The sequence below is a fragment of the Streptomyces sp. NPDC087422 genome (genome assembly GCF_044744145.1).
In the GTDB taxonomy this organism is placed as follows: domain Bacteria; phylum Actinomycetota; class Actinomycetes; order Streptomycetales; family Streptomycetaceae; genus Actinacidiphila.
In genome coordinates this window covers 15,275-40,025 of the sequence record NZ_JBIUXT010000020.1, presented here as the reverse complement: position 1 = coordinate 40,025, position 24,751 = coordinate 15,275, and the positions used below count along the sequence as shown (strand labels likewise).

Below are 24,751 nucleotides of genomic sequence, written 5' to 3'. Positions count from 1 at the left end.
CTTTCTTCGGTGTCCATGCCGGGATACCGGGGCGGGCGGCCCGCGACCGCGGACCGCCCTCCCCTGGTGACGACCGCCGTGTCAGGAGGCGGTGTTGATCAGCGAGTTGATCTTGTCGTCGGCGGCCTTGGTGGCGTCGGCGACGGACTTGCCCTTGAGGATGTCGAGCAGCATCGACTTGAGGATGCCCTGCTTCTCGATCGCGGCCCAGCCCGGTGCGATCGGCGTGAACCAGGCGTCCGGCACGGCGTTGGCCGCGGCGGCGGTGGCCGGGTCGGCCTTCATCGGCTCGAGCTGCTTGGTGTTGTTCGGCAGCGTCGCCTTGGTGACCAGCGCGGCTTCGTTCTTCTCGTCGGTGAAGTCCGCGATCCACTCCTTGGCGAGGTCCTTCACCTTGGACTTGTTGACCACGGCGAGGTCGGAGCCGCCGATGAAGGAGGGCAGCGCCTTGCCGTTCGGGCCGGGCATCGTGGCCGTCTTGATGACGTCCTTGAGCTTGGCGTTGCCGTTCGGCGGCGTGATGACCGAGCCGGACTCCCAGCCGTTGCCGTAGATGACGCCGGCCTTCTCGTGGGCCATGACGTTGGCGTGGTCCGCCTCGTCCTTGGTCTGGTCGCCGTGGTTGTACTTCTTCACCAGGTCGATGAAGTGCTGGATGCCCTGCTGCGCCTGCGGGCTCTCCAGGTCGGCGGTCCACTTGCTGCCGTCGGTCTTGGCGATCTGGCCGCCGTACGCCTTCACGTACGACATGGCCGCGTACCAGTACTGGCCGGGGAGGTAGAGCGGCGAGTACGTCTTGTCGCCGCCCTTCTTCGCCTCGATCTTGTCCAGGGCGGCGGTCAGCTCGTCCTCGGTGGCGGGGAAGGCGTCGGAGCCCGTACCGGCCTTGAAGTCGGCGGTGTTGTAGATCGCGACGCGGGCACCGGCGTAGTAGGGCGCGCAGTAGAGCTTGCCCTGGTAGGTGCAGGTGTCCTCGAGGCCCTTGATCCAGGTGTCCGAGTTCTGGAAGGTCTTCTTGTCCAGCTCGGCGAGAGCGCCGTTGAGGATGTACGTCTGGGTCTCGGTGTTGCCCAGCTCGACCACGTCGGGGGCGCTGGAACCGGAGAGCGCGGCGTCCAGCTTCTGGACCTTGTCGCTCCACTGCTGGTACTGGATCTTGACGTTGACCTTCGGGTACTTCGCCTTGAACTGGGCGGTGGTGTTCTGTACCAGCTCGGGCCAGGCGGTCTGCGCCTCGGCCATCAGCCAGACGGTCACCGTGCCGGTCTGGTCGGCCGGCTTCTCAGCGGCCTTGTCGTCCTTCTTGTCCGACCCACAGGCCGCAATACCAGCAATCATGGTCGCGACGCCGATCGCCGCGATGAGCTTGCGCTTCACGCCACCCTCCTCAGGATGCCCGAAACTCCCCCCACCACCCGAAATGTCGGCTACCGCGAGACACGTGTGCAGCCGCGTCCTGCTCGTGGGTCTGGGATTTGGTCGTTAATGGTTTAGACCAGTACCCGGAGCTTGGCCTAGACCTTTGGGGGTGTCAAGGGTGTATAAGAACCCATGTCGGCTCTGTTATCGGACCGACACCTGAGCGGGAAGCGACCACTACCGCCTCCCCGCTCCAGGTCAGGCCGTGCCACGATGTGAGCCGCATATAACGGAGGAGCCGGTGACGGCAGCACGACAGCAGTCGGGAGTAGACGTCATGGACAGCGACGCGGGCAGTGGCGCGGAGAGTACGGCGGGGACCGCGAGCACCGCGGGCCGTACCGCACGCGTGCCCAAGTACTACCGGCTCAAGCGGCATCTTCTGGACATCACCCAGACCATGCCCCCCGGCACGCCCGTACCGCCGGAGCGCACGCTGGCCACCGAGTTCGACACCTCGCGTACCACGGTCCGCCAGGCGCTCCAGGAACTCGTGGTCGAGGGCCGGCTCGAACGCATCCAGGGCAAAGGCACCTTCGTCGCCAAGCCGAAGGTCTCCCAGGCGCTCCAACTGACCTCGTACACCGAGGACATGCGCGCCCAGGGTCTCGAACCCACGTCCCAGCTCCTGGACATCGGCTACATCACTGCCGACGACCGGCTCGCCGGGCTGCTCGATATGAAGGCCGGCGGCCGGGTGCTGCGGATCGAGCGGCTGCGGCTGGCCAACAGCGAGCCGATGGCGATCGAGACGACGCACCTGTCGGCCAAGCGCTTCCCCGCGCTGCGCCGCAGCCTCGCCAAGTACACGTCCCTGTACACGGCGTTGGCCGAGGTCTACGACGTGCGGCTGGCCGAGGCGGAGGAGACCATCGAGACCTCGCTGGCCACCCCGCGCGAGGCCGGGCTGCTCGGCACCGACGTCGGCCTGCCGATGCTGATGCTCTCCCGGCACTCGATCGACACCGTCGGCGAACCGGTCGAGTGGGTGCGCTCGGTCTACCGCGGCGACCGCTACAAGTTCGTGGCACGACTGAGCCGCCCCACCGACTGAGACCGTCGGTTTGACTTCTCACGAGTGAGATCGCCGCACACATGGTGACGTGCGCTACTCCCCTCCCCTAGATTCCCGCGAGTCACACTCGTAGCTCTAGGGGACGGGAGCCGCACGTATGCCCGACGACCTATCACTTGAGGAACACCCCGCGCCGCCGCGGCGGCCGGTGGTCACCGCGTCGCGCGTGATCGCCGGGATATGCCTGGTCGCGCCCTTCGTGGCGCTGCTCTGGGTCAGCTCGTACTCGCGGCTCACCCCGAGGTTCATCGGCATCCCGTTCTTCTACTGGTACCAGATGGCGTGGGTGCCGGCGGCGGCGCTGCTGACGTACACCGCGTACGTCCTGGTGCGCCGCGAGGAGCGGGCGCGCAAGGGGGGTGCGGGCAAGTGACGAACGACGTGAACGGCGTGGCGCTCGGCGTCTGCGTCTTCTTCTTCCTCCTGGTCACGGTGATGGGCTTCCTCGCCGCCCGCTGGCGACGCGCGGAGAACGCCCTGCACCTGGACGAATGGGGCCTGGGCGGCCGGAGTTTCGGCACCTGGGTGACCTGGTTCCTGCTCGGCGGCGACCTCTACACCGCGTACACCTTCGTCGCCGTGCCCGCCGCGATCTACTCCGCGGGCGCCGCCGGGTTCTTCGCGGTCCCGTACACGATCATCACCTACCCGCTGGTGTTCCTCTTCCTGCCGCGGCTGTGGTCGGTCTCGCACAAGCACGGGTACGTGACCTCGTCGGACTTCATCCGCGGCCGGTTCGGGTCGAAGAGCCTGTCGGTCGCGATGGCGCTCACCGGGATCGTCGCGACCATGCCGTACATCGCGCTCCAACTCGTCGGCATCCAGGCCGTGCTGGACGTGATGGGCGTGGGCGGCGGCGACTCCACCAACTGGTTCGTCAAGGACCTGCCGCTGCTGATCGCCTTCGGTGTGCTGGCCGCGTACACGTACTCCTCGGGGCTGCGCGCGCCCGCGCTGATCGCCTTCGTCAAGGACGCGCTGATCTACATCGTCATCGCGGTCGCGATCATCTACATCCCCTACAAACTGGGCGGGTTCGGCGACATCTTCGACAAGGCGGACGCGGCCTACAAGGTGACCAACCCCGCCACCGGCAAGCCGCGCGGCTCACTGGTGTCGGCGCCGCAGGCCCAATGGGCGTACGCCACGCTCGCGATGGGCTCGGCGATGGCGCTCTTCCTGTACCCGCACTCGGTGACGGCCGTGCTCTCCGGAAAGAGCCGCAACACCATCCGCCGCAACACCACGATCCTGCCGCTGTATTCGCTGATGCTCGGCCTGCTGGCGATGCTCGGCTTCATGGCGCTGGCGGCGGGCGTCGGAAAGGGCGTCAAGGGCTACAACGCCCAACTGGCCATCCCCCAGCTCTTCGAGGACATGTTCCCCTCCTGGTTCGCCGGGGTGGCCTTCGCCGCCATCGCCATCGGCGCGCTGGTCCCGGCGGCGATCATGTCGATCGCGGCGGCCAACCTGTTCACCCGCAACATCTACAAGGACCTGTTCAAACCGGACGCCACCCCCGCGCAGGAGACCAAGGTCTCCAAGGCCGCGTCCCTGGTGGTCAAGGTCGGCGCGCTCGTCTTCGTGCTGTCGATGGACAAGACGGTCGCGATCAACTTCCAGCTCCTGGGCGGCATCTGGATCCTCCAGACCGTCCCGGCCATCGTCGGCGGCCTGTTCACCCGCTGGTTCCACCGCTGGGCGCTGCTGGCCGGCTGGGCGGCGGGCATGGCGTACGGCACGTGGAAGGCGTACGAGCAGACCAGCGCCAGCCAGTCGCACTTCGGCGGCAACTCCGCGAAGATCCCCGGCATCGGCGAGCTCGGCTACATCGGCCTCACCGCCTTCGTCCTGAACGCGGCGGTCGCGGTCGTCCTCACCCTGGTCCTGCGCGCCCTCAAGGCCCCCGACGGCGTGGACGAGACGGCGAAGGGCGACTACGTGGTGGAGGCGGAGGAGGCGGCGAAGGAGGCGGTTCCCGCACCGGCGTAGTAGAGCGCGAGGGGGCGGGTCCCGGGGGCGCGAGGCCGCGTTGTGGTGTGCGGCCCGCGCCTTGGGGACCAGCGCCTTGGGGACCCGCGCCTTGGGGACCCGCGCCTCAGCGCGAGGCGAAAGTGCGCCGGTACCCCTGCGGCGTGGTCCCCGTCCAGCGGGCGAAGTGATGCCGCATGGTCGCCGCGTTCCCGAACCCCGCGCGGAGCGCGACGGCGTCCATGGTGTGGTCGGTGGCCTCCAGCAACTCCCTTGCCAGCAGAACCCGTTGACCCAGCAGCCAGCGGTACGGGGTGGTGCCGGTCTCCTGCTGGAAGCGGCGGGCGAAGGTGCGCGGCGACATGTGGGCGCGGGCGGCCAGCTCCTCGACGGTCACCTCGCGGTCCAGGTGCCGTTCCATCCAGGACAGCACCCCGGCCACGGTGTCGCTCTGCCCGCGCGGCAGCGGCCGGTCCACGTACTGCGCCTGGCCGCCCTCGCGGTGCGGCGGCACCACCATGCGGCGGGCGATGCCGTTGGCGACGGCGCTGCCCTGCTCCTTGCGCACCAGGTGCAGGCAGGCGTCGATGCCGGAGGCCGTACCGGCCGAGGTGATCACCCCCGCGTCGTCCACGTACAGCACGTCGGACTCGACCTTGATCTGCGGGTACCGGCTCGCGAGGCGTTCCGCGTGCCGCCAGTGCGTGGCGCAGCGCCGGTCGTCGAGCATGCCGGAGGCGGCCAGCACGAAGACGCCCGAGCACACGCTGAGCACCGTCGCGCCGCGCTCCACGGCCCGGTTGAGCGCCGTGAGCACCTGCGGCGGGAAGTCCCGGTCGATGTACGAGTCCCCGGCCGGTACGGCGATCAGGTCCGCCTCGTCCAGCCGGTCCATGTCGCAGGAGGCCGACAGCTCGAACCCGGCGTGCGTGCGCAGCGTCGGGCCCTCGCCGGAGATCACCGCGAAGTCGTACACGGGCAGCCCGTCCTCGCTGCGGTCGAGGCCGAACACCTCGCAGATCACCCCGAGTTCGAAGGGGTGGACACCGTCGAGCAGTACCGCGGCCACGTTCTTCAGCATGCTCCCGAGGATGCCACTTGGCAGGATGTCGCGGTAGTACGGCGGTCCTGCCACTGTTCGCGGGTAAGCGGCGCGAGCACGATTGACCCATGACCGTTCTCCTGGACATCGCAGCCCTCTCCGCCCTCCTCCTCATCCTCTCCTTCGTCCCCGTCCTGGGCCTGCGCGCCGAGGCCAGGATCACCCGCCAGATCCGCGCGGCCGACGCCGCCCGCGAGGCCGAGGCGACACGCCGGGCGCACGCGAGACGCGCCGCGCGCGCGGACCGCGAACCGGACCGCGAACCGGAACGCGAACCAGGCCGCGAACCGGCCCTCACAGCGGTCGCGGCCCCGCGGATCTGAGGGCGCCGGAGGGAATAAAATCCCCTCCGGCGCTTGCGCGCCGACCTCGGCGACCCGCCCTCACGACACAACATCTGGGCTTCCACGCGAACCGCGGCACTACATGTATGCTCAACTTCGCTGTCGAGCAGGGGAAGCCGGTGCGAATCCGGCGCTGCCCCGCAACGGTGAGCGGGCGTACGCCCGCACAGCCCGAGGACCTGCCGCCAGCGCGCCCGTAGCGCCCACAAGCGACGGGCGCAGTTGTGTCCGGGCCTCGCGGATTGGGCCGGCGGACGCGTCGCGGCACGCCCATGCCTGAGCAGGGGTGCGCCTCCGCACGCGTACCCGCTCCTCCCCGCCTGGCCGTCGCCGCGTTCGAGGGAGAGAGCACCACCGTGACCATCGCGCCCGCAGACCCCGCTTCAGCCGAACTCCGCACCGTCGCCCCCCGGATTCCCTCGGCTCCCCCCTCCGGACCTCTCCCCGGACCTCCCGCCGGTCCCGACGAGGGCCCGGGCGCGGACCTGCTGCGTACGCTGGTGCGGCTCACCGCCGACCTGACCGACACCGACCCCGGCCGGGTCGCCGCCGCCGCGCTGCGCGGCCGTAACGCCGCCTCCGACGCGGCCGAGATGCACCGCCTGGCCACCGAGGCGGCGGCCGGGCTGATCTCCGAGGACCCGGCGTACTCGCGGCTGGCCGCCCGGCTGCTGACCTCGACCATCGCCGAAGAGGCCGCGGGCCAGGGCGCGGTGTCGTTCTCCGCGTCCGTCTCGGTCGGGCACCGCGAGGGCCTGATCGCCGACCGCACGGCCGCCTTCGTGGCCCTGCACAAGCCCCGGCTCGACGCGCTGGTGGACGAGGCGCTGGCCGCCGGCGCGGACGACCGCTTCGGCTACTTCGGCCTGCGCACCCTGCACAGCCGCTACCTGCTGCGGCACCCCATCACCCGTCAGGTGATCGAGACCCCGCAGCACTTCATGCTCCGCGTGGCCTGCGGTCTCGCCGAGGACGACTCGGTGCGCGCCGCCGAGGAAGTCGCCTCGCTCTACCGGCTGATGAGCGCGCTGGACTACCTGCCCAGCTCCCCCACCCTGTTCAACTCCGGCACCCGGCACCCGCAGATGTCCTCCTGCTACCTGCTGGACTCGCCGCTGGACGAGCTGGACTCGATCTACGACCGCTACCACCAGGTGGCGCGGCTGTCGAAGCACGCGGGCGGGATCGGCCTGTCCTACTCCCGGATCCGCTCGCGCGGTTCGCTGATCCGCGGCACCAACGGCCACTCCAACGGCATCGTGCCGTTCCTGAAGACGCTGGACGCGTCGGTGGCCGCGGTCAACCAGGGCGGCCGTCGCAAGGGCGCCGCGGCGGTCTACCTGGAGACCTGGCACTCCGACATCGAGGAGTTCCTCGAACTGCGCGACAACACCGGTGAGGACGCGCGCCGCACCCACAATCTGAACCTGGCGCACTGGATCCCGGACGAGTTCATGCGCCGCGTGGAGACCGACGCCGACTGGTCGCTGTTCTCGCCGTCCGACGTGCCGGAGCTGGTCGACCTGTGGGGCGACGACTTCGACGCCGCGTACCGCAGGGCCGAGGCCAAGGGCCTGGCGCAGCGCACGATCCCGGCGCGCGAGCTGTACGGCCGGATGATGCGGACCCTCGCGCAGACCGGCAACGGCTGGATCACCTTCAAGGACGCCTCGAACCGTACGGCCAACCAGACGGCGGAGCCCGGCCGTACCGTGCACTCCTCGAATCTGTGCACCGAGATCCTGGAGGTCACCGACGACGGCGAGACCGCGGTGTGCAACCTGGGTTCGGTGAACCTGGGCGCCTTCGCCACCCCGGGGGGCGGCGCGGGCGGCGAGATGGACTGGGAGCGGCTCGACGAGACCGTCAGGACCGCGGTGACCTTCCTCGACCGGGTCGTGGACATCAACTTCTACCCGACCGAGCAGGCGGGCCGCTCCAACGCCAAGTGGCGCCCGGTGGGCCTGGGCGTGATGGGTCTTCAGGACGTCTTCTTCAAGCTGCGGCTGCCCTTCGACTCGGCCGCGGCGCGCGAGCTGTCCACCCGGATCGCCGAGCGGATCATGCTCGCCGCGTACGAGGCGTCCTGCGACCTCGCCGAGCGGCAGGGCCCGCTGCCCGCCTGGGACAAGACCCGTACCGCCCGCGGTGTGCTGCACCCCGACCACTACGCGACCGAGCTGAACTGGCCGGAGCGCTGGACGGCGCTGCGCGCCCGGATCGCGGCCACCGGCATGCGCAATTCGCTGCTGCTGGCCATCGCGCCGACCGCGACCATCGCGTCCATCGCCGGTGTCTACGAGTGCATCGAGCCGCAGGTCTCCAACCTCTTCAAGCGCGAGACGCTGTCGGGTGAGTTCCTCCAGGTCAACTCGTACCTGGTCGCCGACCTCAAGCGGCTCGGCGTGTGGGACGCGCAGTCCCGCGAGGCGCTGCGCGAGGCCAACGGCTCGGTGAACGGCTTCAGTTGGATTCCGGCCGAGATCCGCGAGCTGTACCGCACGGCGTGGGAGATCCCGCAGCGCGGCCTGATCGACATGGCGGCGGCGCGTACGCCGTTCCTCGACCAGAGCCAGTCGCTGAACCTGTTCCTGGAGACGCCCACCATCGGCAAGCTCAGCTCGATGTACGCCTACGCCTGGAAGCAGGGCCTGAAGACGACGTACTACCTGCGGTCCCGGCCCGCGACCCGGATCGCCCGCGCGGCCCGCGCCCAGCAGCAGACGGCCGCCACCCCCGTCCCCGTACCGGTGATCGCCGACGCCGACGCGATCGCCTGCTCCCTTGAGAACCCCGAGTCCTGCGAGGCCTGCCAGTAATGACGTCCACCGACAAGAATCTGCTCGACCCGGGCTTCGAGCTGACCCTGCGTCCGATGCGCTACCCGGACTTCTACGAGCGCTACCGCGACGCGATCAAGAACACCTGGACCGTGGAGGAGGTCGACCTCCACTCCGACGTGTCCGACCTCGCCAAGCTCAGCCCCGCCGAGCAGCACATGATCGGCCGCCTGGTCGCGTTCTTCGCGACCGGTGACTCGATCGTCTCCAACAACCTGGTGCTCACGCTCTACAAGCACATCAACTCCCCCGAGGCGCGGCTGTACCTGTCCCGCCAGCTCTTCGAGGAGGCCGTGCACGTCCAGTTCTATCTGACGCTGCTCGACACCTACCTGCCCGATCCCGAGGACCGCGCGGCGGCCTTCGACGCGGTCGAGGAGATCCCCTCGATCCGCGAGAAGGCGCAGTTCTGCTTCCGCTGGATGGACTCGGTCGAGAAGATCGACCGCCTGGAGTCCAAGGCCGACCGCCGCCGCTTCCTGCTCAACCTGATCTGCTTCGCCGCGTGCATCGAGGGCCTGTTCTTCTACGGCGCCTTCGCGTACGTCTACTGGTTCCGCTCGCGCGGCCTGCTGCACGGGCTCGCGACCGGCACCAACTGGGTGTTCCGCGACGAGACCATGCACATGAGCTTCGCCTTCGACGTGGTCGACACCGTCCGCAAGGAGGAGCCGGACCTCTTCGACGAGCAGTTGCGGCAGCAGGTCACCGACATGCTGCGCGAAGCCGTCGAGGCCGAGCTCCAGTTCGGCCGCGACCTGTGCGGCGACGGCCTGCCCGGCATGAACACCGAGTCCATGCGCTCCTACCTGGAGTGCGTCGCCGACCAGCGCCTCGCCCGCCTCGGCTTCCCCCCGGTCTACGGCTCGGAGAACCCCTTCTCCTTCATGGAGTTGCAGGGCGTCCAGGAGCTGACGAACTTCTTCGAGCGCCGCCCGTCCGCCTACCAGGTCGCGGTGGAGGGCAGCTTCGCCCTGGACGAGGACTTCTAGACCCGGGGCCGGAACGGTCAACGGCGAAAGGGGCGGCGGAAGGCGATGAGCCTTCCGCCGCCCCTTTCCCGTCGGGCGGGCGGGCGGGCGGGGCGGGTCAGTCGTTGGGGACCGTCTCGAACTTCGGGGTGGCCTCGGCCATTTGCTTCATGACGTCTTTGCGGTCGCGCTTGGAGAGACGGTCGATGTAGAGGCGGCCGTAGAGGTGGTCGGTCTCGTGCTGGAGGCAGCGGGCGAAGTAGCCGCTGCCGTGGACGACGATCGGCTCGCCCTTGGCGTTCTGGCCGCGCACCACCGCGTAGTCGGGGCGGGCCAGTTCCATGTAGGCGCCGGGGACGGACAGGCAGCCCTCGTTGGAGTCGTCCAGGCGGCGCCGGTCGGCGGGCAGTTCGTCCAGTACGGGGTTGCAGACGACGCCGACGTGCCGGTTGTCGTCGTCGTCCGGGCAGTCGTAGACGAAGACCTTGAGGTCGACGCCGATCTGGTTGGCGGCCAGGCCCACGCCCTCGGCGGCGCGCTGGCTGGCGAACATGTCGGCGATCAGCGCGTCCAGGTCGTCGTCGAAGGACGTGACGTCCTTGCACTCCCGGTGCAGCACCGGGTTGCCGACCACGGTGATCGGGCGGACGGTGCCGCGCTCGCGGTACGCCAGTTCGCGCGCCTGCGCGTCGGTCACGTCGTCGAGGAAGCCTTCGGTGGCCGCGTCGTGGCTGTGCGCGTGGTCGTGGTCATGCCCGTGGTGGTGCTGGTGACCGTGGCCGTGCTCGGTGTGCTGCTGGGACATCTGCGCCGTACGCCTTCCGCGAACCCGTAAACGAACCCCCCTAGGGTACGGGCCCGCGCACGACGGTGTTCCCCACACCTCGTGGTTCGTCGCACCTCGCCGTTCGGGGCACGGGGTTCAGGGCATGCGGTTCAGCAGACCTCTTCGAGGTCCCGCCAGTCCCGGGTGTCCGGGCTGTCGGCGACCCAGCCGTCGAGCAGGCCGCGGACCAGGGACGCGGGGGCGGCGATCCCGCACTCGCGCTCCGGCGACCAGCGCACACCCGCGCTGTGGTGGCTGAGGTGGCCGGGGTGACCGGGCTCACCGTGGTCGTGCGGGTCGCGCGTGGCCATCGAGCCGTCGTCGGTGGGCATCCGGCTCTCCGAACAGGTGCGGCACAGCAGCCGGACGGACGACGACCAGTCCTCGGCCGCGTATCCGGCCTCCGCCGCCAGCCGCTCCAGCGCGTCGCGGTCGGCGGCCGTGTCCGCCTCGAGGAGCACCAGCCAGGTCGGCACCGGGGACGGCGCCCACAGCTCGATCTCGTCGAAGACGGGGTAGACCGCGCCGCCCGCGGTGTCGGCGGTGGCGCGCTCGCCGTGCGGGACGCCGTCGTGCAGCACGACCTCGCCCCAGCGGCGCCCGGACGACGGCAGCGGGATGGAGAGCACCTCGACCCGCGCCGGATCGAGCCTGCGGCCCCACACGACCTCGGCCTCGCCCTCGGGCGACAGCCGTACGGCGGCGCTGCCCAGCGGCAGCCGTACCGACTCCTCGCCGTTGTGACTCGCGGTGCCCGCGGGCATCCGCAGGCCGTACGCCTGCCAGGCGCGGCGGGCCAGCGGCCAGTCCTGCACGGCGGTGGCGGCGATGCCCAGGTTCCACCAGTCGGGGGAGCCGACCGGGCGGTCGAGCAGCGCCACCGCGCGCAGCCCGGCGATCCGGGCCTGCGCCCAGTCGTGCCGGAACTTGTGCAGCAGCGCGAGGTTGTACCAGGACTCCGACAGCCACGGCTCCAGATCGGCGGCTCGGGTCAGCAGCGCTCCGGCGTCCTCGTAACGGCCGTCGCCGATCAGCGAGAACGCCCGGTCAGTGGCCTGGCGCCACGTGGGCGACGGCCGGTGCCGCACTCTTCCGAAGATGTTCAACGTCGTTACCCGCCTGCCCGCTCAGCCGATCACTGCCAGGACGTCGCCTTCCCGCACCACTACGATCGCGTCCCCCCGTACGACTCCAACCTTGCACATTTTGGCCGTTGTCTCAGCCCGGCCGTCGCCCCCGTCCCCCGGGGCCGGCGACCCGGTCCGTGCGGTCCGCGGCTCCCCGGTGAGCGCGCTTCCTCACTCGACACCCTTGCCACTCCCGTGGGCATCCAACCATGCCCAGGTGGGGCGCCGTGCGAGCACCCTGGTGAGTGCCGCCACCACCTGCGGATCGTACTCACGTGCGGTCGCCAACCGCAGCCGCTCGACCGCCGCGAGCCGGTGGTCGAGGGCCGCGCCCGGCTCCCCCGTCAGGTCCTCGTAGGCGTTGACGGCCCGGACGATCCGGCCCGCCAACGGCTGTTCCCGGTACGGGTGCGCCTGCCGCTCCACGATCAGCGCCACCTCGGCCGGGGCGCCGGTCTGCCGCACCACCTCGCCGCCGAGCGCGGCGATGGCGCGCTGCCGCTCGCCGTCCAGCGGCTCCGTCGCCCCGCGCGGCACCGGGTCGACCAGCGAGAGCTGGCCGATGTCGTGCATCAGCGCCGCGTACTCCAGCAGCATCAGGTGGCGGGCGGGCAGGCCCAGCTCCCTGCCGACCGCCGTCGCCAGCTCGCTCACCCGCCGCGCGTGCCCCTCCGGTGTGTAGCCGGCCACCTCGGTGGCCCGCGCCAGCGACCCGATCGTCTGCCGGTACGTGGCCCGCACCGCCGCCTGGCCCCGCAGCGACATCTGCGCCAGCAGCAGTGGCGCCGCGGCCATCGGCAGCGCCCACAGCCCGGCCGTCGCGACCGCCAGCGCCATCACCACACCGCCCGCGCACACCGCGCTGGCCATTCCCGCCAGTGCCCGCACCTCGTCGCGCAGCGCCGGGGCGTACGGGTGGCCGGTCCTGGCCGCGCCCAGGGCCGCCGCCAGCGCCGCGTCGCACAGCGCCGTCAGGCCGAGGACCGCCAGGAGTGCGGCGGCGTACGCGGGGCCTTCGCCTCCCGCGAAGGGTTGGGCGCACACCCCGGCGAAGGTCGCTGCCGCGACCCGCCGCACCTCACCGTCCCCCTTGGCCCCCGGCCCCCCATGCCGCCCCGAACCCGGGCGCCCCTCCCCAAAAGGTCCCGCCCCCGCAGGAGGGTTCGCCTGCCCAGGAGGGTCCGCCCCGAAGGGGCGCGGGGAACTGCGCGGCCCGCCCCCACCGGCCGGTGGTCCGGAGACCACCGAACTGCCCCGCCGGGGCGGGTGGTGACCTGCGGGAGCATCGTGGCTGAGCGCGCAGTTCCCCGCGCCCCTACGGGGCACCCACCTGGGTGAGGGGGGCGGGGCGGGGGCGGCTGCGTGGCGGGGGCGGCTCAGGGTCAGCGGGACGGCGGCCGCGAGGGCGGAGACGGCCACGGTTTGGGCGAGGCCGTGGCGGCCCGGCGCCAGAAGGGCGTAGGCGAGAGCCGTCGCCGTGGCGAGAGGCGCGGTGTCGCGGTCGACGCCGAAGGCGAGAGGGGCGAGGGGGGCGGGAAGGCGGAAGGTGACGCCCACGGCGATGACGGCGGCGAAGGCGAGGGCGGTGCCGGGCGCGGAGAGGCCGGTGAGGGCGGTACGGGCGACGGCGGCGGCCGTCAGGGTGAGGGCGGCGCCGTACACGCCCCGGACGAGCCGGGCCCTCATCGCGGCACCGGCGCGGAGACGGCGGCCGGAAGAAGCAGCGGGCCCCGCCCGGCGGTGGTGGCGCCGACCGGCCCCGAGGCGGCCACCGGCCAGGAGTGGTGCGCCAGCGCACGCGTCAGGGCGGCGACCATCGCCGGGTCGAAGTGCGTACCGGCGCAGGCGTGGAGTTCGTCGAGCGCGGCGCGAACCGGCCGGGCGCGCCGGTAGGAGCGGGTGGACGTCATGGCGTCGAAGGCGTCCGCGACGGCGACCACGCGGGCGAATTCCGGGATCTGGTCGCCCGCGAGCCCGTGCGGGTAGCCGCTGCCGTCGAGGCGTTCGTGGTGGTGCAGGATCGCGTCCCGCGCCTCGCCGAGGAAGGCGATGCCGCGGACCATCTCGTGCCCGTACTCCGGGTGCAGCTCGACCACCCGCCGCTCGGCCGGGGTCAGCGGCCCGTTCTTGCGCAACAGGCGGGTGGGGACGCCGAGTTTGCCGATGTCGTGCAGGATTCCGGCGAACCGCAGGGCGTCGACGCGGGGTTCGGGCATGCCCAGCTCGCGGGCGATGAACACCGAGGCGCGGCCCACGCGTTCACTGTGCCCGCGCGTGTAGTGGTCCTTGATCTCGACGGCCTGGACGAGCGCGCGCACGGTCGCCCGGTGGGCGTCGCGTTCCCGGCGGGCGCGGGCGAATCCCCAGCAGGCCGCGTACATCGGCAGCGGTACGAGCACCGCGGCGAAGGCGCCGTAGCGGGCCTGCCACAGGACGGCGGTCATGAGGGCGACGAGGCCGTAGGTCAGGTGCGGGGCGAGGGCGCCGAGCAGCGGGGCGCCCCAGGCCGCGCGCGGTGTGCGGCCCTCGGCGGTGACCAGGACGGCGCCGGTGAGCGCGGTGGCGGTGACGCAGAGGACGAGCGCGGCGGCGGTCGCGGGCAGCAGCGCGTACGGCAGGTCGGCGGCGGCCAGCGCGCGGGGGCCGTCGAGCAGCCGGGCGGCGAGCGCGGCGGCCCAGACGGCGACGGCCAGGTGGGCGGCGCGCCACAGCCGCCGTACGCGGCGCGGCTCCTGCTCCACGCGGCCCGCGAGCGAGCCGGGGACGGCCACCAGCGCGGCGGCGGCCGGGGGCAGCAGCAGGGCGGCGGCCAGCAGGACGGGCAGGAACGGGCCGACGGCGGCGGGCGGGTGGCGGCCCGCGGCGCGGTCGGGGAGCACGCCGGGCTCGCACAGCGCGTACAGGGCGGCGAGTACGGCGACGGTCCCCCACGCGGTGGCGGGCCGCAGGGCGGGCGCGGCGCACAGCGTCCCGGCGGCGCACACGGCGGCCACGGTGACCCGTGCGGGTGTCGGCATGGCGGACACGAGAGGCGGCCTCCTCCGTACGCGAACGTGCGCGAACGCGCGGCGGGCGCGGCCCGATCGGCTCCCGGCCCGTTGAGAGTCAGGAGGATAGGGCCGCGCCCGTCGTGGAAGAGGCGTTTGCCGGGGTTGGGCCGTCCGTGGGACCCGACGCTCACCCGCACGGGTGACGTGAGGCGTATGCGCCCTCGTCCGAACGCCCGAACCCCGTCCACAAGCGCAACGGGGTACGAGCCGGGACGAAGGGGTGCCGGGAGGTGTCCCGGCGGTGGCCGACGGCGGCGGGGAAGCCCTGGCGCGCCCGGCGGTGGAGACAGGAGCTAGCGGGCCTCGGCCTCGGTCGGGGTGGCGAGGATGTCGGGCGCCTGGTCCGGGACCGGGGCGACCTCACCGGAGCGGATCAGCTCGATCCGCATCATGACCTTCGAACGGAGGTCGGTCGGCACGTCGTCGGAGCCGCAGCACCGCTTGACGAGCTTCTTGACGGCCTGTTCGAGGCCGTACTTCTCCAGGCACGGGTGGCACTCGTCGAAGTGCTCCTTGAACTTGGCGCAGCTCTCATCGGGCATCTCGTTGTCGAGGTACTCGTAGAGGTGACCGAGCACCTCCGAGCAGTCCGTCTCATGTGCGTCGCCGCAACTCATGAATCCGCGCCCTTCTCATCCGCCGCGCCCGCGGGTACAAGACCGCGGTCCCGCGCATAGTCCTCCAGCAGCTCACGCAACTGGCGACGCCCGCGGTGCAGCCGGGACATCACTGTGCCGATGGGTGTTCCCATGATGTCCGCGATCTCCTTGTAGGCAAAGCCCTCGACGTCCGCGAGGTAGACCGCGATGCGGAACTCCTCGGGGATCGTCTGCAACGCCGCCTTCACGTCGGAGTCGGGCAGGTGGTCGAGCGCCTGGGACTCCGCGGAGCGCAGGCCGGTCGACATATGGGATTCGGCTCGTGCGAGCTGCCAGTCCTCGATCTCCTCCGAGCCGCTGCGCAGCGGTTCGCGCTGCTTCTTGCGGTAGGAGTTGATGAAGCTGTTGGTGAGAATGCGGTAGAGCCACGCCTTGAGGTTGGTGCCCTCACGGAACTGGTGGAAGGAGGCGTACGCCTTCGCGTACGTCTCCTGGACGAGGTCTTCCGCGTCGGCCGGATTGCGGGTCATCCGCAGCGCGGCCGAGTACATCTGGTCGAGGAAGCCAAGGGCGTCCCGCTCGAAGCGCTCGGTGCGCTCCGCGCTGCTCTCCTGTGCTGCCTCACCGGACGCACTCGCGTTTTCCGCCGTGCTGTCGTCGGTGCCGGTGACCGCACCCACCTCCTCAGAAACGTCAGCGCGCCCAAAAGCGGCCACGCCTGTTCCGGAGGATATCCCGCTGGAGATCGACGTGCCGGATGCGCCCTTGCCGTCGTCCTTGACCGGCCATTCGGCCCAGTTCAGGTAGGGCGCGGCTGCGTCCGGTCGCGCGGTGGCCTGTGCGGCCTCTGCGCGGGACCGGCAAGCGGCTGAAACCATGCGGCTGCCTCTCTCACAGATCTCACGGATTGCTTCGTCAATGCGGGATCGAATCGTTCTGCCGATTCGCACAACACCGGTATCGCGCGGCTCATTCCCGGTGGCACAGGGGGCGCGCGGGCGGATCGCGCGGAAGTCGCACGGCGGTCGTCCGGAGTGCGCGCCGGGGTCGTACGGCAAACGTGCTTGCCGGTATGGCAAAATCGGCGCATGGCGGAGAAAGCACCCAGGGGCACGGACGACGGCGTCGAGCGCACTCTGGCCGAGGTCGGGCCGCGGTTGCGGGCGGCGCGGCTGGAGCGCGGGGTGACGCTGGCCGCGCTGGCGGAGGCGACCGGGATCTCGGTGAGCACCTTGTCGCGGCTGGAGTCGGGGCAGCGGCGCGCCACGCTCGAACTGCTGCTGCCGCTGGCCCGCGCGCACCAGATGCCGCTGGACGAGCTGGTGGGCGCGCCCGAGGTCGGCGACCCGCGGGTGCGCACGGTCCCGCGCAAGATGGACCACATGACGGTGCTGCCGCTGACCCGGCACCCGGGCGCGCTTCAGGCGTACAAGATGATCATCGAGCCGAACAAGCCCTGTGAGCAGCGCACCCACGAGGGCTACGAGTGGATCTACGTGCTCTCCGGGCGGCTGCGGCTGCTGCTCGCCGACAAGGATCTGGAGCTGCGGGCGGGCGAGGCAGCCGAGTTCGACACCCGGCTGCCGCACTGGTTCGGGCCCGCGGGGGACGAGACCGTCGAGGTGCTCAGCCTTTTCGGCCGCCAGGGCGAGCGGATGCATGTCCGAGCCCGGCCAGCCAGTCGCTGACGGCCCCGGTCAGCACGGCCAGCGCCGCGTCCTGCGTCAACTCCGCGCGCTTGGGTACGGCGAACGAGTGATCGCCGTACGGCACCTCGACCGGTTCGTACCCGGCGGGGAACTCCGCGGGCCGCCCGAAGGTGTCGTTGCCGCCCTGCACGATCAGCAGCGGCCCGGCCGCGACGCCCAGGTCCAGCTCGGCCGCGCGGGACTTCTCCGGCTTCCCCGGCGGGTGCAGCGGGAAGGACAGCGCGAGGACGGCCGCGGCGCCCAGCTCCTTCGCCGTACGGCAGGCCACCCGGGCGCCGGCGCTGCGTCCGCCCGCGACCACCGGCAGCCCCGGCTCCGCCAGCGCGGGCCACACCGCCGTCCACCCGGTGTCCAGCGTCTTGGGCGCGGGCGCCAGCTTCTTGCCCGCCACCCGCCAGGGCTGCTCGACCAGTGCCACGGTCACGCCGTGCGCGGGCAGCGCCGCCGCGAGCGCGGCCAGGTCGCGGGCCTCGATGCCGCCGCCCGCGCCGTGGCCGAGCGCGAGGACCGCGCGGGCGGCGCGGGCGCGGTGCCAGGTGACGCGGGCCTCGCCCGCGGGGGTGCCGACCGTTTCCACCGACCGCTCGGGGGACGGGGACGCTGTGTGTGCTGCGCGTGCTGTCATCAGAACAGCGTCTCCTCCTCGGGTGCCTCCAGCTCCGTCAGCAGCTCCGGTCCGTTGTTCTTCACACTGCTCACACCGGTGCCGACCGGATAGGCGCGCATCAGGCCGCCGGGCGGCGGGGCGAGCAGGGCGCCGAGCGCGTCGGGGTCGGTGGTGGCCGGGTCGAGCCAGGCGTTCCAGCGGTCGGGGGTCATCATCAGCGGCATCCGGGGGTGGATGTCGGTGAGCGAGCGCGGACCCTCGCCCGCGTATCCGGCCAGGGTGTCGGTCTCGGCCGCCGTGGTGATCACCGTGCAGGTGGCCCACCAGGCCATCGGGTGGTCGTCGGGCAGCGTCCGGTCGCGCCAGAACTCGTACAGCCCGGCCATCGCCATCACCGAGCCGTCGGCGGGCGTCACGAAATACGGCTGTTTGCGGGACCGCTTCTTCCTGCCCTGCTCCTCCAGCGCGCGCTCCTCGGGCGCCGTCACCCACTCGTAATAGCCGTCGGCGGGTATCAGGCAGCGCCGGGCGGTGAGCGCGCGGCGGAAGGACGGCTTCTCGTGCACCGTCTCGGCCCGCGCGTTGATCAGCTTGGCCGCTCCTTCCGGCGACTTGGCCCACGACGGGACCAGGCCCCAGCGCAGCACGCGCAACTGTCTGACCGGTTCCGGGGAACCGGAGTCGCGCACGGGACGGTCAAGCACCGCGTAGACGTCCTTCGTCGGCGCGACGTTCCAATCGGGGGCGATGGTCTCGGTGGGGTCCCACTTACGGACTTCGAAGAGTCCTGCGAGATCCTCTGGTTTCCGGCTCGCCGCATATCGACCGCACATAGGTGCCAGACTGCCACGACCGTGGACCCGAACGGCCCACGGTCCGCCCTTTCGCAAGCCCCCGGCGCTCCCCTCCACAGCCCCCTAGTAGCAAGGACTGGCCACGTCATGAACGTCGCGAGCGTCACCGAGATGTGGGACCGGCTGACGGGGACACAGCCCGATCCCTCGCGCTGGCTGATCGGCGCGACGGCGCTGCTCGCGCTGGCGGCCGTACTGCTGCGGCGGGTGTGGCACGTCACGCGCAACGCGGTGACGATCGCGCACGAGGGCGGTCACGGGCTGCTCGCGCTGCTGACCGGGCGGCGCCTGGAGGGCATACGCCTGCACTCGGACACCTCGGGCCTGACCGTCTCGCGCGGCAAGCCGCACGGCGTGGGCATGGTGCTGACGGCCGCCGCCGGGTACACCGCGCCGCCGCTGCTGGGCCTTGCGGGCGCGGGGCTGCTGGCATCCGGCCACATCACCGCGCTGCTGTGGGGCGCGACGGCGCTGCTGCTGGTCATGCTCGTGATGATCCGCAACGCGTACGGGGCGCTGACCGTGGTGGTCACCGGCGCGATCTTCCTGTTGGTGTCCTGGCTGACCAAGGCGCAGGTACAGGCGGCGTTCGCGTATCTGGTGGTGTGGTTCCTGCTGGTCGGCGGCGCGCGGCCGGTCGCCGAGCTGCAACGTACGCGGCGCCGTGAGCGCTCCGGCACCTCGGACGCGGACCAGCTCGCCCGGCTCACGCACACTCCGGCGGCCCTGTGGCTGCTCCTGTTCTACGCGGTCGCGATCTGCTCGCTGGTGGGCGGCGCCCGGTGGCTGCTCCTCCAATAACGCGGTGACCGCGGTGACGGGAGTGACGGGGAACACCCACCGTGACGGCCGTGGCCGCCCCGGCGGAGAGAACGGCCGGAGCAACGGGGGCAGACCGGCGCACAGACCCACGGCACTGGCCCCGCGCATGAGCCCGGCGCACGACCCCGGCGCATGTGGCCGAGAGTGACAGCACCTGTTTCCGGCAGATTTCGCCGCATTCGCCGTCCTATCTCCCTGTGCCTGAGCCACTACGCTTGGGCCCCATGAGCGACAGCACCGCGCAGACCGCCCTCTGGCCGGCCCCGACCGCGCCCCGCGCCGTGGACGCGACCGTCACGGTGCCCGGCTCGAAGTCGGTGACCAACCGCGCTCTGGTGCTCGCCGCGCACTCCACGGAACCCGGATGGGTGCGCCGTCCGCTGCGCAGCCGCGACACGGTCCTGATGGCCGACGCGCTGCGCGCCATGGGCGTGCAGATCGACGAGACGGTCAACCCGTCCGGCGGCGAGGCGTGGCGGATCATCCCCGCCGGGCTGCACGGCCCCGCCCGGATCGACGTCGGCAACGCGGGCACCGTGATGCGCTTCCTGCCGCCGGTCGCCGCGCTCGCCGACGGCCCGGTCCGCTTCGAGGGCGACGCGCGGGCGTACGAGCGTCCGCTGCACGGCGTGATCGACGCGCTGCGCGCGCTGGGGGCCAGGATCGACGACGAGGGCCGCGGCTCCCTGCCGCTGACCGTGAACGGCGCGGGCTCGCTGTCCGGCGGGAGCGTGTCCGTGGACGCGTCGTCGTCCTCGCAGTTCGTCAGCGCGCTGCTGCTGTCCGCGCCGCGCTTCAACCGGGGCCTCGAACTGCGGCACACCGGCCGCACCCTGCCGTCCCAGCCGCACATCCGGATGACCGTGGACATGCTGCGGAAGGCCGGCGCCAAGGTGGACGCCCCGCAGGACGGCGGCGCGCGCAATGTGTGGCGGGTGGCGCCGAGCGCGCTGCTCGGCCGGGACCTGACGGTGGAGCCCGACCTGTCCAACGCGGCGCCGTTCCTGGCCGCCGCGCTGATCACCGGCGGCCGGGTGACCATCCCGGACTGGCCGCGCCGCACCACCCAGCCGGGTGACGCGCTGCGCACGCTGTTCACCGCGATGGGCGGCTCGTACGAGCTGACCGAGCAGGGGCTGACGCTCAGCGGCACCGGCCGGGTGCTCGGCATCACCGCCGATCTGCACGAGGTCGGCGAGCTGACCCCGGTGATCGCGGCGGTCGCGGCGCTGGCCGAGGGCGAGAGCGTGCTGACCGGCATCGCGCATCTGCGGCTGCACGAGACCGACCGGCTGGCCGCGCTGGCCAAGGAGATCAACGAGCTGGGCGGTGACGTCACCGAGACCGAGGACGGCCTGCGCATCCGGCCGACCACCCTGCACGGCGGGGTCTTCCACACCTACGAGGACCACCGGCTGGCGACCGCCGCGGCCGTCCTGGGCCTGACCGTGGACGGCGTCCAGGTGGAGAACGTGGCGACGACCGCGAAGACCCTGCCCGAATTCCCCGAGCTGTGGACGGCGATGCTCGCGGGCCGCGCGCCCGCGCCGGGGATCTCCACGCCGGGCGCCGTCAGCCCTGGCGCCGCCGCACCGGAGACGACGGAGACAGCGGAGACAACCGGCACGGCGGACCCGACGGATACGGCGGACGCGACGGACACGGCGGACACAGCGGACACCACCGCACCGGGCCGGGGCTGAGGACCGCCGTGCGCCGCTACGGAAAGAACCCCGACGAGGACGACGTCAGAGTCCGCCCCAACGCCAAGGGCAACCGGCCGCGCAGCACGATCAGGCCCAAGCACGAGGACGCCGCCGAGGGCATGGTGCTGACCGTGGACCGCGGGCGGCTGACCGTGCTGGTCGACGACCGCGAGGTGGTCGCGATGAAGGCCCGCGAACTGGGCCGCAAGTCGATGGTGGTCGGCGACCGGGTCGCGGTCGTCGGCGACCTGTCGGGCGCGAAGGACACCCTGGCCCGGATCGTACGGATCGAGCCGCGCAAGTCGGTGCTGCGGCGGACGGCCGACGACGACGACCCGTTCGAGCGGGTGGTGGTCGCCAACGCCGACCAGCTCGCGATCGTCACGGCGCTGGCCGACCCCGAGCCGCGCCCCCGGATGATCGACCGCTGCCTGGTCGCGGCCTTCGACGCGGGCCTGAAGCCACTGCTGGTGCTCACCAAGTCCGATCTGGCCCCGGCCGCGCCGCTGTTGGAGACGTACGGCGCGCTGGACCTGGCGTATGTGGTGACCAACAGGGACGACTTCCTGACCGGCGGGGTCGACCAGATCCGCGAGCGGCTGGCCGGGCATGTGACGGCCTTCGTCGGCCACAGCGGCGTCGGAAAGACCACGCTGGTCAACGCGCTGGTGGAGCGTCAGCGCACCACCGGCTCGGTGAACGCGGTGACCGGGCGCGGCCGGCACACCACCACCTCGGCGCTCGCGCTGCCGCTGCCGGGCGACACGGGATGGGTGATCGACACTCCGGGCGTACGGTCGTTCGGCCTGCACCACATCGATCCGTCGCGGGTCATCCACGCCTTCCCCGACCTGGAGCCGGGCACCGAGGAGTGCCCGCGCGGCTGCTCGCACGACGAGCCGGAGTGCGCGCTGGACGCGTGGGTCGCGGCGGGGCACGCCGAGCCCGCCCGGCTGGACTCGCTGCGGCGGCTGCTGGCCACCCGCGAGCGGCGCGAGGGAGACTGACGCGCTTTCGGCGACCGGAGGGGCGGTTTCCGGGCAGGCTGTGTGATGATCGACAGCGCACACAGGTTTCGGAGACGGAGTGGGAACGGGAGGCACCCGATGGCCTGGCTGCTCGTGGTGGTCGCAGGCATCCTTGAGACGGGGTTCGCGGTCTGCCTCAAGCTGTCGCACGGCTTCACCCGTATCTGGCCGACCATCGCCTTCGCCCTGTTCGCGCTGGGCTCCTTCGGTCTGCTGACGCTGTCGCTGAAGAAGCTGGACGTCGGCCCGGCGTACGCCGTCTGGACCGGCATCGGCGCGGCGGGCACCGCGATCTACGGCATGATCTTCCTCGGCGACGTCGTCTCCACGCTGAAGATCGTGTCCATCTCGTTGGTGATCGCGGGCGTCATCGGCCTCCAGATCTCCGGCTCGGCGCACTGACGGTTCACGGGCGGCGCCCGCGCGGACCGTGCGCCGCTACGGCTCCTCCCCCGTCGCGGGCCACGACAGCAGGCTGCGGACGAGCTGCGCCACCCGCAGACACGCCTCCTCGTCACTGGCGGCGGGCGCGATCACGTACGACAGGGTGAGCCGGATCGCCGCCTCGCAGGCCCATCCGATGTCCTGGGGCCGCAGCCGCGGGTAGCCGCGGACGAGCGCGTCGACCGTACGGGCCTTGAGGGATTCGACCAGGCCGCCGTCGGCGCCGGTGAGGGCGGCGGCGACCACCGGGCTGCGCCGGGCGGACCGCAGGGTCCAGCCCGCGGCGCCCGCGAAGCACTCCCCCGCGTCGGCGCCGACCCGGCCCGCGGCGGCCAACTCGCGGTCGACACCGTCCAGATAGCCCTCGGTCTCGCGCCGGGCGAGGGCGCGCGCGAGCCCTTCCTTGCTGCTGAACTCGTTGTAGAGGGTCTGCCGCGACACCCCGGCCGCCGCCGCGACCTCGACCATCCGTACGGCTTCCCAGGGCCGGTCGCCGAGCGCGGCGAACGCCGCGTCCAGGAGCGATTCCCGCGCTGTAGGCATCATTGCCTCCAAGGCGCCACGAGGTGTCCGCGCGATGGCGCGGACAGCGGCCGTGCGGAAAGAATTGACGCGCTGTCCTGGTCTGTCAAGGTTGCGCGCAGGGCGGAGATGACCGGGACCAGGCGAGATCGCTACTGTTCGGCTTATGCCCGAATTCAACGACGATCTGCGCCTGGCCCACGTGCTGGCCGATGCCGCCGACGCCGCGACCATGGCCCGCTTCAAGGCGCTCGACCTCAAGGTCGAGACCAAGCCCGACCTGACGCCGGTGAGCGAGGCGGACAAGGCGGCCGAGGAGCTGATCCGGGGCCAGTTGGCGCGGGCGCGCCCGCGGGACGCGGTGCTCGGCGAGGAGTACGGCAGCCAGGGCGCGGGGCCGCGCCGCTGGGTGATCGACCCGATCGACGGCACCAAGAACTATGTGCGCGGCGTTCCGGTGTGGGCGACCCTGATCGCGCTGATGGTCCGCGGCGAGCAGGGCGACGAGAGCGTGGTCGGCGTGGTCTCCGCGCCCGCGCTCGGCCGCCGCTGGTGGGCGGCGAAGGGCGACGGCGCGTACACCGGCCGCAGCCTGTCGTCGGCGACCCGGCTGCACGTCTCGGGCGTGAGCCGGCTGGAGGACGCGTCGTTCGCGTACTCCTCGCTGAGCGGCTGGGAGGAGCGGGGGCGGCTCGACGGCTTCCTGCGCCTGTCGCGCGACGTCTGGCGCACCCGCGGCTACGGCGACTTCTGGCCGTACATGATGGTCGCCGAGGGTTCGGTGGACATCTGTGCGGAGCCCGAGCTGAGCATGTGGGACATGGCGGCCAACGACGTGATCGTGCGCGAGGCCGGTGGCCGCTTCACCTCGCTCGACGGCGAGCCGGGCCCCTTCGGCGGGAACGCGGCGGCCTCCAACGGCCTGCTGCACGAGGAGCTGCTGGGGTACGTGGGCGGTTCGGACGGCGTCGCCTAGCAGGTCGGAGCGGCGCGGCGCGAGCCGCGCGCGGCGGCGGGTCACCTCGCGGCGGGAGCTTCGCGCGCCCCCTTGCCGGTCCTCCGGGGGCGTGTGACTATGAAGGTGCCCCCGCTTGTGAACTTGTGAAACCGTTCACGCGAGCGTCTCCCGGCTCGCCGGACGGCGGTCCCGTGTGAGGGCTTCACACAAGGAGGTGCCCGTCCCATGCTGGTCCGCGACGCGATGAGCACGGTGGTACTCACCATCGGCCCCGCCCACACCCTCCGCCAGGCCGCCCAGTTGATGTCCGCCCGCCGAGTCGGCGCGGCCATAGTCCTCGACACCGACACCTGCGGTCTCGGCATCCTCACCGAGCGCGACGTCCTCGACGCGATCGGGGACGGTCTCAGCCCCGACCGCGAACTCGCCCACGCCCACACCACGACCGATGTCGTCTTCGCCGCCCCGCAGTGGACCCTCGACGAGGCCGCCGCCGCCATGCTGCACGGCGGTTTCCGTCACCTGGTCGTCCTTGAGGGCCGCGATCCGATCGGCGTGGTCTCCGTCCGCGACATCATCCGCTGCTGGTCCGCGCAGCGGCCCGCGACGCCGGCCGCGACGCCGTCCACGACACCGGCCGCGACCGCCCTGACCAGCGCGTAACCGCTTTTCGGAACGGCCGGCACGCTCGGCTTCGGAACGGCACGCACGCGCCTTCGGTTCCGCACGCGGACGCGCAGAAGAGGCCGGAGCCCTTTGGCGTCCGGCCTCTTCGGC

At 71.8% G+C, this 24,751-nt stretch carries 24 protein-coding genes and 1 riboswitch; of the genes, 13 read left to right on the top strand and 11 right to left on the bottom strand.

Going from position 1 to position 24,751, the window contains the following annotated elements:
- Nucleotides 1-81 precede the first annotated feature (81 nt).
- Nucleotides 82-1,377, bottom strand: a complete 1,296-nt coding sequence (locus ACIO6U_RS35665) for an extracellular solute-binding protein (RefSeq protein ID WP_355347311.1) — start codon at nucleotides 1,375-1,377, stop codon at nucleotides 82-84.
- Between the two features lie 319 nt (nucleotides 1,378-1,696).
- Between ACIO6U_RS35665 and ACIO6U_RS35660 the strand changes: the two genes are divergently transcribed.
- The 3 genes from ACIO6U_RS35660 (at nucleotide 1,697) to mctP (ending at nucleotide 4,486) form a co-directional block, all read left to right on the top strand.
- Nucleotides 1,697-2,473 carry a GntR family transcriptional regulator gene (locus ACIO6U_RS35660; RefSeq protein ID WP_355347422.1) on the top strand — a complete coding sequence of 259 codons (777 nt, stop codon included), beginning with the start codon at nucleotides 1,697-1,699 and terminating at the stop codon, nucleotides 2,471-2,473.
- Nucleotides 2,474-2,591: 118 nt separating this feature from the next.
- On the top strand, nucleotides 2,592-2,867 hold the full coding sequence (locus ACIO6U_RS35655; protein ID WP_401725560.1) for a DUF3311 domain-containing protein: 276 nt from the start codon (nucleotides 2,592-2,594) through the stop codon (nucleotides 2,865-2,867).
- Complete coding sequence (mctP, locus tag ACIO6U_RS35650) at nucleotides 2,864-4,486, top strand: monocarboxylate uptake permease MctP (RefSeq protein ID WP_401725557.1); 1,623 nt, start codon at nucleotides 2,864-2,866, stop codon at nucleotides 4,484-4,486. The genes ACIO6U_RS35655 and mctP overlap by 4 nt, the downstream gene beginning before the upstream one ends.
- 106 nt (nucleotides 4,487-4,592) lie before the next feature.
- Here the strand turns inward: mctP and ACIO6U_RS35645 are convergent, their stop codons facing one another.
- Nucleotides 4,593-5,546: a helix-turn-helix domain-containing protein gene (locus tag ACIO6U_RS35645; RefSeq protein ID WP_355347320.1), complete on the bottom strand. Its 954-nt coding sequence runs from the start codon at nucleotides 5,544-5,546 to the stop codon at nucleotides 4,593-4,595.
- Between the two features lie 89 nt (nucleotides 5,547-5,635).
- On the opposite strand from ACIO6U_RS35645, the gene ACIO6U_RS35640 reads away from it, so the two are divergent.
- The 3 genes from ACIO6U_RS35640 to ACIO6U_RS35630 all read left to right on the top strand — a co-directional run bounded on the left by ACIO6U_RS35640 (nucleotide 5,636) and on the right by ACIO6U_RS35630 (nucleotide 9,743).
- Nucleotides 5,636-5,890, top strand: coding sequence for a hypothetical protein (locus ACIO6U_RS35640; RefSeq protein WP_401725554.1), 255 nt, complete (start codon nucleotides 5,636-5,638; stop codon nucleotides 5,888-5,890).
- Nucleotides 5,891-5,967: 77 nt separating this feature from the next.
- Nucleotides 5,968-6,113: riboswitch (cobalamin riboswitch) on the top strand.
- A gap of 154 nt (nucleotides 6,114-6,267) precedes the next feature.
- Nucleotides 6,268-8,730 carry a ribonucleoside-diphosphate reductase subunit alpha gene (locus tag ACIO6U_RS35635; RefSeq protein WP_401725607.1) on the top strand — a complete coding sequence of 821 codons (2,463 nt, stop codon included), beginning with the start codon at nucleotides 6,268-6,270 and terminating at the stop codon, nucleotides 8,728-8,730.
- A complete protein-coding gene (locus ACIO6U_RS35630) occupies nucleotides 8,730-9,743 on the top strand; it encodes a ribonucleotide-diphosphate reductase subunit beta (protein WP_401725551.1) in 1,014 nt (337 codons plus the stop codon). The genes ACIO6U_RS35635 and ACIO6U_RS35630 overlap by 1 nt, the downstream gene beginning before the upstream one ends.
- Before the next feature lie 97 nt (nucleotides 9,744-9,840).
- Here the strand turns inward: ACIO6U_RS35630 and def are convergent, their stop codons facing one another.
- The 6 genes from def to ACIO6U_RS35600 form a co-directional block, all read right to left on the bottom strand.
- The gene (gene def, locus ACIO6U_RS35625) at nucleotides 9,841-10,527 is read right to left on the bottom strand and encodes a peptide deformylase (RefSeq protein ID WP_355347329.1); all 687 of its coding nucleotides are present in this window, start codon (nucleotides 10,525-10,527) and stop codon (nucleotides 9,841-9,843) included.
- 131 nt (nucleotides 10,528-10,658) lie between these two features.
- Nucleotides 10,659-11,654: a hypothetical protein gene (locus ACIO6U_RS35620; RefSeq protein ID WP_188283420.1), complete on the bottom strand. Its 996-nt coding sequence runs from the start codon at nucleotides 11,652-11,654 to the stop codon at nucleotides 10,659-10,661.
- A 192-nt stretch (nucleotides 11,655-11,846) separates the two neighbouring features.
- The gene (locus tag ACIO6U_RS35615; protein WP_401725604.1) at nucleotides 11,847-13,055 is read right to left on the bottom strand and encodes an HD-GYP domain-containing protein; all 1,209 of its coding nucleotides are present in this window, start codon (nucleotides 13,053-13,055) and stop codon (nucleotides 11,847-11,849) included.
- 302 nt (nucleotides 13,056-13,357) lie between these two features.
- Nucleotides 13,358-14,701, bottom strand: coding sequence for an HD-GYP domain-containing protein (locus tag ACIO6U_RS35610; RefSeq protein WP_401725548.1), 1,344 nt, complete (start codon nucleotides 14,699-14,701; stop codon nucleotides 13,358-13,360).
- Between the two features lie 317 nt (nucleotides 14,702-15,018).
- The gene (gene rsrA, locus ACIO6U_RS35605; RefSeq protein WP_355347335.1) at nucleotides 15,019-15,342 is read right to left on the bottom strand and encodes a mycothiol system anti-sigma-R factor; all 324 of its coding nucleotides are present in this window, start codon (nucleotides 15,340-15,342) and stop codon (nucleotides 15,019-15,021) included.
- Entirely contained in the window at nucleotides 15,339-16,004 is a 666-nt protein-coding gene (locus ACIO6U_RS35600; protein WP_391044361.1) for a sigma-70 family RNA polymerase sigma factor, read from the bottom strand. Before ACIO6U_RS35600 ends, rsrA begins: the two co-directional genes overlap by 4 nt.
- Nucleotides 16,005-16,412: 408 nt before the next feature.
- Here ACIO6U_RS35600 and ACIO6U_RS35595 point away from each other — a divergent pair, with 408 nt between their 5' ends.
- Nucleotides 16,413-17,012 (top strand): helix-turn-helix domain-containing protein, encoded by a 600-nt coding sequence (locus ACIO6U_RS35595; protein WP_401725546.1) that lies wholly within the window; start codon nucleotides 16,413-16,415, stop codon nucleotides 17,010-17,012.
- On the opposite strand, the gene ACIO6U_RS35590 is transcribed toward ACIO6U_RS35595, so the two are convergent.
- Nucleotides 16,951-17,658: an alpha/beta family hydrolase gene (locus ACIO6U_RS35590; RefSeq protein ID WP_401725543.1), complete on the bottom strand. Its 708-nt coding sequence runs from the start codon at nucleotides 17,656-17,658 to the stop codon at nucleotides 16,951-16,953. The genes ACIO6U_RS35595 and ACIO6U_RS35590 overlap by 62 nt on opposite strands.
- Nucleotides 17,658-18,473, bottom strand: coding sequence for an SOS response-associated peptidase (locus ACIO6U_RS35585; RefSeq protein WP_355347347.1), 816 nt, complete (start codon nucleotides 18,471-18,473; stop codon nucleotides 17,658-17,660). The genes ACIO6U_RS35590 and ACIO6U_RS35585 overlap by 1 nt, the downstream gene beginning before the upstream one ends.
- 108 nt (nucleotides 18,474-18,581) lie before the next feature.
- Between ACIO6U_RS35585 and ACIO6U_RS35580 the strand changes: the two genes are divergently transcribed.
- The 4 genes from ACIO6U_RS35580 (at nucleotide 18,582) to ACIO6U_RS35565 (ending at nucleotide 22,452) form a co-directional block, all read left to right on the top strand.
- Complete coding sequence (locus ACIO6U_RS35580) at nucleotides 18,582-19,295, top strand: M50 family metallopeptidase (protein ID WP_355347350.1); 714 nt, start codon at nucleotides 18,582-18,584, stop codon at nucleotides 19,293-19,295.
- Between the two features lie 245 nt (nucleotides 19,296-19,540).
- Nucleotides 19,541-21,019 (top strand): 3-phosphoshikimate 1-carboxyvinyltransferase, encoded by a 1,479-nt coding sequence (aroA, locus tag ACIO6U_RS35575; RefSeq protein WP_401725539.1) that lies wholly within the window; start codon nucleotides 19,541-19,543, stop codon nucleotides 21,017-21,019.
- An 8-nt stretch (nucleotides 21,020-21,027) separates the two neighbouring features.
- On the top strand, nucleotides 21,028-22,029 hold the full coding sequence (gene rsgA / locus ACIO6U_RS35570) for a ribosome small subunit-dependent GTPase A (protein WP_355347356.1): 1,002 nt from the start codon (nucleotides 21,028-21,030) through the stop codon (nucleotides 22,027-22,029).
- Nucleotides 22,030-22,128: 99 nt separating this feature from the next.
- Nucleotides 22,129-22,452, top strand: a complete 324-nt coding sequence (locus tag ACIO6U_RS35565; protein ID WP_355347359.1) for a multidrug efflux SMR transporter — start codon at nucleotides 22,129-22,131, stop codon at nucleotides 22,450-22,452.
- A gap of 36 nt (nucleotides 22,453-22,488) precedes the next feature.
- Here ACIO6U_RS35565 and ACIO6U_RS35560 read toward each other — a convergent pair whose 3' ends face one another.
- The gene (locus tag ACIO6U_RS35560; protein ID WP_401725536.1) at nucleotides 22,489-23,037 is read right to left on the bottom strand and encodes a TetR family transcriptional regulator; all 549 of its coding nucleotides are present in this window, start codon (nucleotides 23,035-23,037) and stop codon (nucleotides 22,489-22,491) included.
- A gap of 145 nt (nucleotides 23,038-23,182) precedes the next feature.
- Between ACIO6U_RS35560 and hisN the strand changes: the two genes are divergently transcribed.
- On the top strand, nucleotides 23,183-23,992 hold the full coding sequence (hisN, locus tag ACIO6U_RS35555; protein WP_401725533.1) for a histidinol-phosphatase: 810 nt from the start codon (nucleotides 23,183-23,185) through the stop codon (nucleotides 23,990-23,992).
- Between the two features lie 207 nt (nucleotides 23,993-24,199).
- Nucleotides 24,200-24,637, top strand: coding sequence for a cyclic nucleotide-binding/CBS domain-containing protein (locus ACIO6U_RS35550; protein ID WP_401725530.1), 438 nt, complete (start codon nucleotides 24,200-24,202; stop codon nucleotides 24,635-24,637).
- Nucleotides 24,638-24,751: the final 114 nt, after the last annotated feature.